This window comes from Rhodococcus sp. NPDC059968, from assembly GCF_042738615.1.
In the GTDB taxonomy this organism is placed as follows: Bacteria; Actinomycetota; Actinomycetes; order Mycobacteriales; family Mycobacteriaceae; genus Rhodococcus_F.
In genome coordinates, this window is the sequence record NZ_JBHWUE010000112.1 from 13,630 (window position 1) to 27,313 (window position 13,684).

The window sequence follows — 13,684 nt, forward strand, 5'->3', positions numbered from 1 at the left end:
CGCGAGGATCTCGCGATGGAAGTCAAGGCCAAGACGCCGATCACTGACACCATCACGCAGCTGACTCTCGTCCGCGCCGACGGTAGAGACCTCCCTGAGTGGACGCCGGGTTCACACATCGACCTCGTACTCGGACCGGACATGGTCCGGCAGTACTCCCTGTGCGGTGAACCCAGCGACCTTCGTTCATGGCAAGTGAGCGTCCTGTACCAACCCGACGGCCGAGGCGGCTCCACACGCCTCCATCACGAATTACGCGAAGGCGAAAGCATCACCGTTCGTGGGCCACGCAACAACTTTCACCTCGTCGAAGCGCCCCAGTATCTGTTCATCGCCGGAGGAATTGGAATCACCCCGCTCCTCCCGATGATCACGTCAGTCCATCGAGCAGGAGCCGAATGGTCCTTGATTTATGGGGGCCGCAGCCGACGCAACATGGCATTCGCGGACGACCTGAAACAGGCTCACCGCGACCGCGTGACCTTGGTGCCGGCAGACATCCACGGCCGCATCGATCTCGCTCGCATCCTCGCCGGTGTCACTCCCGATACCGCGGTCTTTGTGTGTGGCCCGGAGAGTCTGCTGTGTGCTGTGGAGGCGATGGCCGCCGAGTTCGACAATGTCGGCGAGATTCATCTGGAGCGGTTCACTCCCAAGACTCAAACGGACGCGCCGGTCCTCGATAAATTCGAAGTCGAATTCGTGCGAAGCGGGATCACCGTCTCAGTCGGACCGGATCAATCAATTCTCGACGCAGCACGGGCCGTCGGCATACCCGCGCCATTCTCCTGCTCCGAGGGCACCTGCGGAACCTGCGAAACAGACATCGTGTCGGGCCTAGCTGACCACCGTGATTCAGTCCTCAGTCCCACAGAGCAGAAAGAAAACAGCACATTGATGATCTGCATCAGTCGAGCCGCGTGTCCAAAAATCAAACTCGACCTCTGACAGCCCACCGAAGAGAGGAAAGATACCCATGGATAGCGCCGCTGTGAGCAGTAACGAACCGACAACCGGGTGCCCAGTCGCTCATACCGCCGCAGGATTCTCGTTCTTCGACCGCGAATATCAGGAGAATCCGGGAGCCTCGCTGGCATGGGCCCGCGAGAGTCAGCCGGTGTTCTACAACGACGACTCGGACTACTGGGTCGTCACGCGGCACGAAGACGTGAAATCAGTCTTCAGCCAATTCAATCAGTTCTCCGCAGCCATCACACTGACGCCGGTCACACCCCCCTCCGAGGAGGCGGGCGCGCAGCTCGGCAAGTACAACTTCGCACCCTGCCCCGTCCTCGCGGATTCCGACCCGCCCATGCATCGGCAGTACCGCCGGCTGAACGCTCCAGCATTCATGCCCGACCGTATCGACCCTCTCGCTCCCTACATCCGGGATACGACGAACGCCTACATCGATCGCTTCGTCGAGCAGGGCCATGCCGACCTGGTCGCCGAGATGCTCTGGGACATACCCTGCTTGGTTGCCCTGCAGTTCTTGGGGATTCCCGAAGAGGACGTCGACACCGTACGCAAGCTCGCCACGTCGATGACCGAGTTCGTGTGGGGGCGTCCAACTCCCGAGGAGCAAGTGCGTGCCGCCGACGGCTTGGGCCAGTTCTGGGAGATGGGTGAGCGCGTCATCGGGAAACTCAAGGAACTCGACGATCCACCAGGGTGGCTGGGCCATGCGATCAAGATGCAGCGCGAACACCCAGACGTCATCTCCGACACGTGGCTGCAGACGAACGTCATGGGCGGCGCGATGGCGGCCCACGAAACTACGACGAATGCCACCGCGAACGCGGTCGTCACTCTGTTGAGGAACCGCGACCAGTGGGATCGCCTGTGTGCTCAGCCATCTCTGATCCCCGCGGCGGTCGAGGAGTGCCTGCGATTCAATCCCTCGGTGGCCGCCTGGCGCCGAGTCGCGAAGCAAGACGTGCAGGTCGGCAACGTCACGATTCCCGCAGGCGGAAAGATCCTCATGGTGATCGCGTCGGCGAACCAAGACGGCTCGGTGTTCGACGATCCCGAACGATTCGACATCGACCGAGACGCCAAAGCGCACATCGCATTCGGCGCGGGCACGCACATGTGCCTAGGTAACCATCTCGCCCGGCTCGAGATGATCATCTATCTGGAAGAATTGACGCGACGACTGCCTCACATGACTCTTGACCAACAGGAGTTCCACTACGTTCCGAACACCTCGTTCCGAGGCCCTGAGTCGCTGCATGTCAGTTGGGATGTCGAAAAGAACCCAATCCTCACCTGAACGGCGCCCGGGCGCCCAGCGCTCCCCCGGTCTACCGAACGCTACGAACGGAGAAAGCACGCATGACCACCAACTCCATCGACTTCTCTGATACCAGGACCTGGCCGTCACTGGACGGACTTGCGCCAGGATTCGACGGCAACAAAGCCGTCAGGTCGAGCAGTGTGGCCGGCCGCGAGATCGCCTTTACGAACTCGCAGGGTAGCCGGGTGTCGCATCGTTTCGACACAACCACCGTCGAATGGAGCTACGAGCCCGGAACCGGCGACCCGCACCCGGCGCTCTCCGGAAGGGACGACTACGAGGCCTTCGATGTCGCAGAAGGATTGGTGTACACACAATTCCATCATCGAGATGACGTGCCGAATGTAGCAGTCAGCCTCGTCCTCGACTTCGAATCCGGACGCAGCCTAGCCATCGTGAGCACGATCGGAGATCCAACCGAAGGTCGGACCCGGGTGCAACACAACTTCCTGCAGGGCCGCATCGAGGGACTGGAGACGCGCGGACCAGAGCCGGCACCCACGACCGCACTCCTGGGACGACGAGCGCTGTGGACCTACAGCGACGAACACAGCTACGAGCACGTCTACCTTGGACCGCATTCGTACACGTGGCACTGCTTGGCCGGGCCCGCGGCCGGCCTTGCGGACACCGACGAGTGCACGACCTATGAATTACGCCCTGGAATTTACGTTTTTGCCTCGCGGGAGAAGGTGATCCCCTGCGCATCGGTCACAATTGCCGATCACCGCGACATCACGTCCCTGCGATCTTACGGGGCCCTCTTCGGGCTGGACGAGACCGGTGAATTGCCAACGCACTTCACGTTCGGTGCAGTAGGCGAGCTACTCAGTCACACGGTGCAGAAAGCCGATACCTCCCCCCGCGGAGCGCTCGCGCGCTGATGGGGCATCACACCATAACCACACACTGAAATACCGACAACCCGACGCGGACGTGCCGCACCTCGCGGTCGTGCTACCGCTATCTTCTGAAAGGACACACCATGTTGGCTAAAGGAAACGTCGAGGTCACCGATCTCCTCTGTGCTACTCCGCCCGCTATTCCCGAGGGTTCGCATGCGATGACACAACTCGTCGAACTCCCACCGGCCGACCCCGGACTCGCGCCGCATCGCCACTCCGGGCCGGTGTTCGGTTATGTGCTGGAGGGCAGGATCTTCTTTGAGCTGGAAGGTGAGGAGCCCAGAGAAATCGTTGCGGGTGAAGCTTTCTGGGAACCTGGAGGTGACGTCGTGCACTACCAGGTGTCAAATCCGGATCCGGAGGCTTGGAGCCGGTTTGTCGCGGTGTGCATCTGCGCTCCCGGCGTGGACATGATCGCCATGCTCGAACCAGAAGAGATCATCGCTCGCGATCATCTACGTCACCCCAGCGCACGCCAGCACCAGGGCTAGCCGTCGCCCCGACAAGACGTCGTGCGATCGAATCGAAACGGAATGAGGATTCATGTCAATACTGTCGCGACGGCCGGTGGCCGACATCGTTGCCCGCAGGTTCGCCGCCAAGATCAACGCTGCGATCCACCCTGCCAGCGAACCGCGGTTCCCTGAAATCACCATCCGCACAACCGATATCAGCATCGAAACGCGCCACGGTCCGGTCGCCGCGACCATTTATCCCCCACAGTCACCGACAGGCAAACCTGGGGTGTATGTGAATGCTCACGGCGGCGGCTTCGTCGTGGGGCACCGAGAACAGGACGACGCCTGGTGCCGCTTCCTTGCCGCCCATGCCAATGTTTATGTACTCAATACGGATTATGCGTTGGCTCCGGACAAACGGTTTCCTACGCCCGCCGAACAGTTCTACGACGTAGTTCAGTGGGCATCAGCACCGGAGCGTGACTGGGACGGCACGCGGTTGTGCGTGGGTGGCCAGAGCGCAGGAGGCAATTTGTCGGCAGCCGTGTCGCGGATGGCGCTGGAAAACGGCGGCCCCGCCATCTCGTTGCAGATTCTGCATTACCCGCCGCTCGACATTGTGACGCCCCCCTCCCGCAAGCCATCACCGCTGGGCTCGAAAGCCGTCCTGCAGCCGTGGTTGTGTGAGGTGTTCGACACCGCCTACACTCCCGACCGCGCGCAGCGTAGCCATCGGTTCGTATCGCCGGCATGGGGAGACAACGCCAACGGCATCACGGGTATCGCACCGGCTTTGGTCATCACCGCGGAGTTCGACCGACTGCGCAATGAAGCCAGGCGCTACGCGGACAAGCTCGAGGCGGTCGGCTCGCTGGCCGAATACGTCGAGGTACGCGGTGTCGACCACGGTTACGACATCATGACCGACGAGACCGAGATAACACGGCGGATGTACGAGGTGATAGCAGCTCACGTCGACCGTGCAATCGGCTGAAACATTTCGTCGACGTTGGTCTTACGCCGAGGCTGCGTGCACGAGCATGGTTGGTCGCATCGTGGACGTCCACGATCACCCTTCTCGAGCTCGGACTGCCCGGCCGGCCAACACACCTACTCGACAACCTACTCGAAAGGAACACTATGACCAGCGTGAATATCGGCAAGCAGCACCCGCCCGTTTACCAGAGCCTGATGAAGCTGGATGCGGAAGTGAAGGCGGCCCTGGACAGTGCGGGAGTGGACCCGCTCCTGGTGGAGCTGGTGAAGATCCGCGTTTCCCAGCTGAACGGCTGCGCCTTCTGCCTTCGACTGCACACCCGCGACTCTCTGGCCAAGGGCGAGACGACGGATCGACTCGCGGTCGTCGCAGCGTGGTGGGAGTCGCAGTACTTCAGCGACCAGGAGCGCGCTGCGCTCGCTCTCGCCGAACAGGTCACCTCTCTCGCCGTCCCGGAACAGCGAACCTGGGATGACGGCTCCCTCACCGACGAACAGGTGTCCGCGATCAGCTGGCTCGCGACCGTGATGAACGCCTGGAACCGGGTCGCGATCACCAGCCACTACCCGGTGGCACCGTAAAGTTCTCGGCCCTCGGCGCTTTCGCGGAGGGCCGAGAACGGATCGTGTCAGGGAACCGTGATGTTTGTGGTGCCGCCAGGGCATCGCCGAGCGTGCGTCTCTGCGGGGCGCTGAGTGAGTACTTGTCCGAGGTGGAGCCGTGGGGTCGGTGAAAGGTTGGGTCGCAGATGGTGAGGAAGAGTTGGATGGGTCGGGCCAGGAGTAGGCCGGATCCGCTGGATGTACCTTTCGGTGTCCGCCTCGGGATCCTGGTGACGAGCGGGTGGCTCCGGTATCAACCCCACGGGGGCCAATCCCCCACCCGTCGTTGGCGTCTCATTCTCTGTCGCAATAATATTCGCGATCTTATCGTGCATGGCCTACGAGGATGGCGCGATCTGCGGCAAGCACTCCCGGAGCCCCCGTCGCACCATGCCGGCCGTGACCTATGCCGCTGTGATCACCATAGGATCGGTCTACACGCTGACGAGGTTCGATGTGGTGATCACTTTCGGCAGCGACAGAGTCTTCGCAGTAGCCGCCACCGCTCTTACCGAGCGGATGTCGGGGAACGCGGCGAACTCACTCCCCCGATCCGAGTGTGACGATGTTCGAGACCCCTGTCGCGTACGCGGCGATGCTCGTCGGAGCAGTCGGCGCGGTCGTGCCGATGTGGCGGGCACACGGCACGGATTGCCGGGTGCGGATCGCGCACGGCGCAATGGCGGTGTCCATGGTCGCGATGATGATCCCCGGCGTGCCGGCGGGGATTCACCTGCTGGAGGGTGCCGTCCTCATCGCCCTCGCCGTGTTCGTCACCGGTGAGACGATGCACCGCCGGACCGCCGTTCCCTGCGCGGTGGACCTCACCGCCATGGGGGTGCTGTTGCTCCTGGCCCCGACGTCCGCCCCCGCCCCGGCGGCGCCGGTGCCGCCGGGCCACCACCACGGTGGCGCTGGAATCTCGACAGGTTGGCTTCCACTCCTCGTGCTCGTGTGCTGGGCGCTGTTGACACTGCACCTCTTTCGCTCCACCCCGCGCCGCGAACGCCGATCCGGCGTCAGGACCGCGGCGGCGGGATCCGCACTGATGATCCTGGGCATGGCCCCCATGGCCGTCTGAAGCCCGCACGGATCCGAGAAGACCGTCGAGGAATCGGCCGCCCCGCAGCGACGCACCACCCTCAACCCTGAGCACCGAGCAGAGTCCTCGCCCACTTCGCATTCACAGACTCATTCAGAGAAAAGAGTTTCCGTGTCCATTGTGTCCGAATCCACCGCACCGCAGAAGGTCGAGCTGACCGACGAGGAGATCTTCGCCGGCCACATCGGGGGGAAGCTCTCGGTCGAGACCACGACCGCCCTCGATACCCAGCGCGCCCTGTCCATCGCCTACACGCCCGGCGTCGCGCAGGTCTCCCGCGCCATCGCCGCCGACGAAACGCTCGCCGATCGTTACACCTGGACCAGCCGCCTCGTGGTCGTCGTCTCCGACGGCTCCGCGGTGCTCGGCCTCGGGGACATCGGCCCCCGCGCCTCCCTTCCCGTGATGGAGGGCAAGTCCGCCCTGTTCAAGAGCTTCGCGGGCCTGAACTCGATCCCGCTGGTCCTCGACACCAAGGACCCCGACGAGATCGTCGAGACCCTGATCCGGCTGCGCCCGAGCTTCGGTGCGGTCAACCTCGAGGACATCTCCGCGCCGCGCTGCTTCGAGATCGAGAAGCGGGTCATCGAGGCCCTGGACTGCCCGGTCATGCACGACGACCAGCACGGCACCGCCATCGTCGTCCTGGCCGCCCTCAAGGGTGCGGTCAAGGTGCAGGACCGGGACCTACGCGAGCTGCGGGTGGTCATCTCCGGTGCCGGCGCCGCCGGCGTCGCCTGCGCGAACATCCTGCTCGCCGCCGGGATCGCCGACGTGACGGTCCTCGACTCCAAGGGCATCGTCTCCACCGACCGCCACGATCTGAACGAGGTCAAGGTGGATCTGGCCGCGCGCACCAACCCGGCCGGCCGCCGCGGCGGCATCGTCGAAGCGCTCGACGGGGCGGATGTGTTCCTCGGGGTGTCCGCGGGCACGGTGCCGGAGGAGTTGATCGCGACGATGGCGGAGAACTCCATCGTGTTCGCGTTGTCGAACCCGGACCCGGAGATCCACCCGGACATCGCCCGCAGGCATGCGGCGATCGTGGCGACCGGGCGCAGTGATTTCCCGAACCAGATCAACAATGTGCTGGCCTTCCCCGGGGTGTTCCGTGGTGCGCTGGACGCCGGTGCCCGCCGGATCACCGAAGGTATGAAGCTCGCCGCCGCCGAGGCAATCCTCTCGGTCGTCGGTGACGAGCTGGCTGTAGACAAGATCGTTCCCAGCCCGCTCGATCCTCGCGTCGCCCCCGCTGTCGCGGAGGCAGTCGCCGCCGCCGCTCACGCAAAAGGCGTCACCACATGACACTGCGCTGTACCGCCTACGGCGTGTTGTCGGCCGTATCCGTTGTCGGCTTTCACGTCAACATGGGCATTGCTTGCTTCGGCGCCCTGACCACCCGCTCGAAAACAGGCAGAGACGATGGCACTGCCGAGTATCTCGGTATTTCATGATGAACTGACAGCAGATCCGACCCGCTGGCGTGAATCCGACTTTGGCGTGGATGGCTCTGCGACGACTCACCATGGACGATATCAAGCCCGATGCGACCACAACCTGCCCCAGCATCAGCGATGCCGGCAGTATCAACAACTCCCACCCCGTCGAACCATACGCCTGCGACCACACCACGATCACGGTGGCCAAAGTCCACGTCAAAACTTGCCCCAGCGTGATCAACGCGCCGGCCCACGTCCGATCAGCGCTTCGGACGAGCCCGATCGTGCCCGCTACCGCCCCCACCAACGCGGCGATCAAACCGACCGGGGTCGGGAGCAGCACCATCAGACCGAGAAGCGGCCAGGCTCGACCATCCCCGTGGTGACCAGTTGCGGCACTACGAACAGCCACACCGACGCAGCGCACAGCACCGAGACGACCGATGCGCTCGTGGGTATCTTCACCGCATCAACCTAGACCAGACTTCAGGCTCACCCGGCCGTCCACGATTGCAGTGGAACTCACCATCACGCGGCCTCACTTGCGACGACCGCGCCAAAGTAAGGCAGGCCCGCCCTGGATCAACACCGGTGGCTACGGCCCGCCCTACCTCGGCGACAGTCGGTAGTCTCGAAACATGGGTAAGCGCACGGTCCCGAGCGGCACGGTGCATAGCGTGCCAGCAGACCTACGAACGGCGTTGGACGACGACGGCCCGGCGCTGAAAGCGTGGAATGACATCACCCCACTGGCACGCAACGAGTGGATCTGCTGGGTCGAGGATGCCAAGCTCGACGAAACGAGAGCGCGTCGAATCGAGAGGACGCATACCGAACTGGCTGAAGGCAAGCGCCGCGCATGCTGCTGGCCTGGTTGTAGCCACCGGGAAAAGACCGGTAAGTAGTAGAACCCTCCGCATTACCTCGCCCCCGTGCGTACGCTAATGGTGTTGGTGTCAAGCGATGCCAGCCCTGCTGATGGGGTTGGGAACGACGAGCTGGCATCGCGGTGCATCTCTGATGAATGGCCCGCTTGTCGCGTCAGCACGGAGGGTGGGTGCTTCACCTCGTCTTCAACCCCGACGGCGACGGAGTGCAGTACCGGCGAGTGACGACGAGAACACCCTGCAGTCGAGGCCGTCGGCGGGTTGATTCCGCTCGCGCACGCCATCGGAAAGAGTGCCGTGACCGCATAGGAGTCCGCATTACGCTCAGTAGGCTGCCGTGACAATGATCATGATCTCCACGAGAATGTTCGGGGCCGGCAGGGATTGCGCAGTTTCCCGGGCTGGCGGCGGACCGTCAAGCGCCGGTGAGTTTTCCCGTCGTCTCTGGTCTGTACTGGTGTGAGTAGACACGAAGCGTGCGGGAGCAGTCGATACGCCCGCGTTACGCCGACGGGCAGGGGCTACCGGTCAGCGGTGTATCGCTTCATGAACAACAAGGAGAAAGTCTCATGACATCGACACCACCCTCCACGGGAACCTCCAACGCGACACCGGCGCCGACGGGCGGAACCACGAAGAAGGCCAGAATTGCCGGACTGGTCGTCAGCGCCCTCGTTGTGCTGTTTCTCCTGTTCGACTCGCTCATCCACATCGCGAACACGCAAATGGTGCGCGAGGCGATGGCCGAGCTGGGCTTTGCCGAGAACCTCAACCGTGTCATCGGGGTCGTTCTGTTGGTGTGCCTGATTCTCTACATCGTGCCCGCCACGGCGATCCTGGGCGCGGTGCTCCTGACCGGATACCTCGGTGGAGCCGTCGCGACCAACATGCTCACCGAGCAGCCGATCGTCAGCACCACCCTGTTCCCGATTTACGTCGGCATCTTCGTGTGGGGCGGTCTGTACCTGCGGGACGCGCGGGTGCGATCGATGATGCCTGTCCGACGCGCCTGAACCAACCTGGCCTGCCAGCGAATGCCGTTGACACCGAACGGAATCGCGTCCCCACGCGAACGGTCAGATCGTGCACCGCGCACACTATGTGAGCGCGGCGTCACGCAATTCGGCGTATGAATCTTCCATCGCCACCGCCAGCCGGGCAACGTCGGGCAGCACCTCGGGGTCGGTGCAGAGCCCGATACCGACGATCCCGGCGCAGGAGATCGCTGAGATCCGCAGCGCGTGGTGTGCGGCGGGCTCGGAGGAGGAGAAAAGCCGCTCGACCCGGCGTCCGGAAACGCTGACCGGCACAGCCGGGCCGGGGACGTTGGAGATCGAGAGGCTGAACTCGCGCGCGCTACCGGCGAGTCGCTGCGCAACTTCTTCGACGCGCTTCACGCGTCCGAGAGCGTGGAAGAGATCGAACAGCTCTTCGGCGTCGTCGAGGAGCTTTCGCTTGCTGGTCTCGGCGTTGATCCGGTCGAGTCGGGTGAGCGGATCCGCCTCGGCGAGCGGCAGATCGACGTTCAGGAAGGAATCGCGGTTTCCGAGTTCGCCCGCTCCCTCGTCCCGGTGGTGCAGGCTGACCGGAACCTGAGCACGGAGACGCGGCAGGGCCGTGTCGCCGGCGCCGAGCCAGCTTCGCAGGCCGCCGGCAACGATCGCGAGGAGTACGTCGTTGACGGTTGCTCGACCAGGGCGTGAGGCGCCGATCGCCTTCAGCTCCGGGAGCGGGGCGACGGTGAAGGCGAGCTCGCGGGCGGCACTGATCGGGCGGTCGAAGGGCGAGTGTGATCCGCGATGGCCGAGCTCACGATGCACAGCCGCGGGCATCCGCAGTGCTTCGTCGACCCGCGACCGTTGCGGCGAAGCGGCGCGAAGGCCCGGTCGCGATTCTCGCGGGGGCGGTTCGAGGTGCCGATCCCAGAGGACGTCGTCGAGGAAGCGAACCGCGCTGATCCCGTCGGCCATCGCGTGATGGATCCGGACCGCGATCGCTTCACGCCCGTCGCCGAGTGGGCCGATCAGATCGAACGTCCACAGTGGACGCTCGTGGTCGAGGTGCTCGGACATCAGCTTGCTGACGGCCCGCCACAGATCGTCACGCGAGGCACACTCGGGCTCTTCCCGGCGCCGGATGTGGTCTCTGATCTCGAATGCGGTCGCCTCGACCCAGCGCGGCTCCGGTCCCGAGGTATCGATCCGTTGCGTCGCTCGCGGCTGGCTCGAAAGCCGCTCCGCCACGGCAGTTCGCAGAGCCTCGACGTCGAGCGGGGAGGTGGCCGGCCCGAGAACGACGAGCTTGAGCGTGTGGCCGGTTATCACCGCCGATTCGAGCCCCAGGATGTGTGCGTCGTCGGCGGACAGCCGATCGGGATCCTCGCGGCTCACCTCGGCAAGTCTATTCGGGTCTGCACCTTTTCGAACCAGGAACGTCGATCCCGCAGCTCAGCACGGACCCAGAGCGTTGCTTGCCTATATCAGTTCGTCCGCGGCCCGGCCCCGGACTTCACAGCGGTGCGGTGATCGGCGCCTCAGGGGCGTGGGTGACAGTGGTGCGCCCGGTCTCGAGGTACTCGGTGACGGCCTGGTCGACGACGGCGTTGCCACCCTGGATCCCCGCACCGTGATCTCCTCCCTCGACGGTGACGAGGTGCGCCCCCATGTCGTGGGCGAGCTGAACTCCGCCCTGATAGGGGGTCTGCGGGTCGCGCATTCCCTGCAGGACGAGCGGGGCCGTTACCAGTCCTCGATTGCTCAACGTGGGCAGCGCGACAACGGGCGGCGCACCGGCACATTCGGGCCCGGCGCTGTAGCTGTACCCGATGAGGTCGAAGAGATCTCCGGTGACGAAGGTGGAGAAGAGCCAACCCGGAATGCGGTCCGGCCGAGCGGCGACATTGTTCTCGTTGCACAGGACCAGTGACTGCATCATCTGGGCCTGGGCAATCCGCTCGTACTCTTGCTCCGTCAGGTCGTCCATCGCGGTGCCGTCGGGAATCGCGTCTCGACCGTCCCGGATCACCCGAGCCATGAGCGGCCAACTGTTGCGGGCGGGAAGCACCTGCCGCGTCATCACGTAGATGCTGGACGACATCTGGGTGTGCGACGGGTCGGCGAGGCCACGGACGAAGGCCTCGAACTGAACGCGTGCCGGTCCGGTGAGATCGACCCCACGGCGATAAGCATCCGCAACGGCCTGCAAGCCGGGCGGTACGTCACCGATCTGGGCGGGTGGTGGCGCGAGGGTCGGGTTCCCGCCGGCTTCCTCGACGATCCGGTCCGACCACCGCTGATACACCTTCAGAGGAGTGTCACCGAGCCCGTATGTGTCTTCGTGGGCGGCGATCCAGTCCATCAGGTCGTAGAAGCGATCCTTGTAGCCGTCGTTCTGCTGCCACAACACGTCGTTCCACAGCCACTTCTGGTCGACCGCGGAATCGAGGACCATGCGACCGGTGTGCTGAGGGAAGAGAGTCGCATAGGTGGATCCGAGAATCGTGCCGTACGAGAGGCCGTAGATGTCGATGACGTCCTCGCCGAGTGCGAGCCTGACCTGCTCCCAGTCCTTCGCGGTGTTCTCGGTTGTCAGGTGCGCCGTGGTGCCCGGCGCAGCGGACTCGCATGCGTTACGCGTCGCAGCACCGCCGAAGCCGAGGCTCATCGCCGTCGTCTGTTCAGGGCCCAGTACGCACTCGACGGCGCCGGCGTGGGGAAGCCCGCGCGGTTGGACACCGATCACGTCCCACTGTGCGCGGACCGCGTCGGGCAGGATCTCGACGAACATGCTGTTCGAGCCGATCGCGTCTCCGCCGGGCCCACCGGGATTGGTGAACAGCACGCCGCGGCGCGAGCCGGGATCCTCGGCGCGGTGGCGGGTGACCAGCACGTCGATCGTGCCGGCGGCGGGGTCCGCGTAGTTGCGGGGAACGGTGACCGAGGCGCACTGATCGGATGCCGGGTCCAGCTCGTATTCGGCCGGGCAGGACCCCCAGCGAAGATCGTCACCCGGTGCCGGCTGTGCGGTGGCGAGCGGTACCGCCCCCAGGGCGAGTGTGGCGGTGAGGCCGCCGACGAGGGCGACAAATCGCGTACGCCGTGCAAACCTCGCGCCCGCGCGCTGCCTCGAGTCCAAGTGCCCATCGATCCCCGGCATACTTTCGCGATCCCCCTCGTAGTCCCGTGTCGTGACGATAGTGGCGCCTGGGCCGCTGCGCAGCCAGTGCGCTCGCTCTCGCCTCAGCAGCCAGTGTCTCAGACGCACCATCGCGACGATCGGCAATCCGGAATCGAAGATATCGCCACGGAATGTCCGGGCGCACACGTCTTTGCGATGCTGCGGCCACCGTGAAAGCCGGGGGCGGAAGTGTTCGCCAGGTGGTCGGCCGCGCCTGGCGTACTGTATTGGCGTGCGCTACGAGGTAGTTGAGTCCGATACCGCGACCGCATTGGGCAGCGGTGACGTTCCGGTGCTGTCGACCCCCCGGCTGATTGCGTGGATGGAGGCGGCCACCGTCGCCTGCGCTGCATCGTTCATCAGTGCGGGCCAGACGACAGTCGGGACCGCTGGCCGAATCGAGCACCGCGGCCCGACACCGGTTGGTGCCAGCGTCGAGATCGCCGCCGAGCCACCAGCCGCCGCTGTGGGCCACCGCCTTACCTTCACCGTGCGGGCGACCGATAGCTCGGGGAAAGTTGTCGCGTCGGGCGAGATCGACCGGGCGATCGTCGACCGGGACCGGTTCCTCGAGGCGGCGTCACCCGGGAAGCCTGATCGCTGATCGAGCTTGTCGCGCACTCACCACTGATCGCCACGTCACGACCAGCCCGATCCCCTAGCGTGAGTTTCCTAGGTAGCTGAGTTTTCGTGTCGTGTTGTGCGTGTTGAGCTGGGCAAACGCGATCGGAGAGTGTATTACCTATATATGGCTTCGATCGTGGGGAAACGGCAGGGAGGGAAGACGTACTACTACCTGGTCGAGTCCGCCCGGGTCGAGGG

Annotated in this window: 14 protein-coding genes; 12 read left to right on the top strand and 2 right to left on the bottom strand. The window is 64.4% G+C overall.

Translation table 11 applies throughout. From position 1 onward, the window contains the following. Nucleotides 1-15 precede the first annotated feature (15 nt). The 11 genes from ACFWAY_RS45470 to ACFWAY_RS45520 all read left to right on the top strand — a co-directional run bounded on the left by ACFWAY_RS45470 (nt 16) and on the right by ACFWAY_RS45520 (nt 9,699). Complete coding sequence (locus ACFWAY_RS45470; RefSeq protein WP_378515196.1) at nt 16-948, top strand: PDR/VanB family oxidoreductase; 933 nt, start codon at nt 16-18, stop codon at nt 946-948. Nucleotides 949-976: 28 nt separating this feature from the next. Beyond that, nucleotides 977-2,272, top strand: a complete 1,296-nt coding sequence (locus ACFWAY_RS45475) for a cytochrome P450 (RefSeq protein ID WP_378515198.1) — start codon at nt 977-979, stop codon at nt 2,270-2,272. A 62-nt stretch (nt 2,273-2,334) separates the two neighbouring features. Next, the gene (locus ACFWAY_RS45480; RefSeq protein WP_378457555.1) at nt 2,335-3,180 is read left to right on the top strand and encodes a MoaF C-terminal domain-containing protein; all 846 of its coding nucleotides are present in this window, start codon (nt 2,335-2,337) and stop codon (nt 3,178-3,180) included. Between the two features lie 101 nt (nt 3,181-3,281). Continuing rightward, nucleotides 3,282-3,692, top strand: a complete 411-nt coding sequence (locus tag ACFWAY_RS45485; RefSeq protein WP_378515200.1) for a cupin domain-containing protein — start codon at nt 3,282-3,284, stop codon at nt 3,690-3,692. Between the two features lie 52 nt (nt 3,693-3,744). Beyond that, on the top strand, nt 3,745-4,653 hold the full coding sequence (locus ACFWAY_RS45490; RefSeq protein ID WP_378457553.1) for an alpha/beta hydrolase: 909 nt from the start codon (nt 3,745-3,747) through the stop codon (nt 4,651-4,653). A gap of 146 nt (nt 4,654-4,799) precedes the next feature. Further along, the gene (locus tag ACFWAY_RS45495) at nt 4,800-5,237 is read left to right on the top strand and encodes a carboxymuconolactone decarboxylase family protein (RefSeq protein ID WP_378457552.1); all 438 of its coding nucleotides are present in this window, start codon (nt 4,800-4,802) and stop codon (nt 5,235-5,237) included. Between the two features lie 586 nt (nt 5,238-5,823). Further along, nucleotides 5,824-6,339, top strand: coding sequence for a DUF5134 domain-containing protein (locus tag ACFWAY_RS45500; protein WP_378457551.1), 516 nt, complete (start codon nt 5,824-5,826; stop codon nt 6,337-6,339). A 132-nt stretch (nt 6,340-6,471) separates the two neighbouring features. After that, nucleotides 6,472-7,665, top strand: coding sequence for an NADP-dependent malic enzyme (locus tag ACFWAY_RS45505; RefSeq protein ID WP_378457550.1), 1,194 nt, complete (start codon nt 6,472-6,474; stop codon nt 7,663-7,665). Next, complete coding sequence (locus ACFWAY_RS45510) at nt 7,662-7,814, top strand: hypothetical protein (protein WP_378457549.1); 153 nt, start codon at nt 7,662-7,664, stop codon at nt 7,812-7,814. Before ACFWAY_RS45505 ends, ACFWAY_RS45510 begins: the two co-directional genes overlap by 4 nt. Nucleotides 7,815-8,437: 623 nt before the next feature. After that, complete coding sequence (locus ACFWAY_RS45515; RefSeq protein ID WP_378515202.1) at nt 8,438-8,704, top strand: YdeI/OmpD-associated family protein; 267 nt, start codon at nt 8,438-8,440, stop codon at nt 8,702-8,704. Nucleotides 8,705-9,255: 551 nt separating this feature from the next. After that, complete coding sequence (locus tag ACFWAY_RS45520; protein ID WP_378515204.1) at nt 9,256-9,699, top strand: DoxX family protein; 444 nt, start codon at nt 9,256-9,258, stop codon at nt 9,697-9,699. 84 nt (nt 9,700-9,783) lie between these two features. Here the strand turns inward: ACFWAY_RS45520 and ACFWAY_RS45525 are convergent, their stop codons facing one another. Both ACFWAY_RS45525 and ACFWAY_RS45530 read right to left on the bottom strand, forming a co-directional pair. Then, entirely contained in the window at nt 9,784-11,076 is a 1,293-nt protein-coding gene (locus ACFWAY_RS45525; RefSeq protein WP_378457546.1) for a wax ester/triacylglycerol synthase domain-containing protein, read from the bottom strand. A 118-nt stretch (nt 11,077-11,194) separates the two neighbouring features. Further along, on the bottom strand, nt 11,195-12,841 hold the full coding sequence (locus tag ACFWAY_RS45530) for an alpha/beta fold hydrolase (protein WP_378515205.1): 1,647 nt from the start codon (nt 12,839-12,841) through the stop codon (nt 11,195-11,197). Between the two features lie 253 nt (nt 12,842-13,094). On the opposite strand from ACFWAY_RS45530, the gene ACFWAY_RS45535 reads away from it, so the two are divergent. Further along, on the top strand, nt 13,095-13,466 hold the full coding sequence (locus ACFWAY_RS45535; protein WP_378515206.1) for a thioesterase family protein: 372 nt from the start codon (nt 13,095-13,097) through the stop codon (nt 13,464-13,466). Nucleotides 13,467-13,684: the final 218 nt, after the last annotated feature.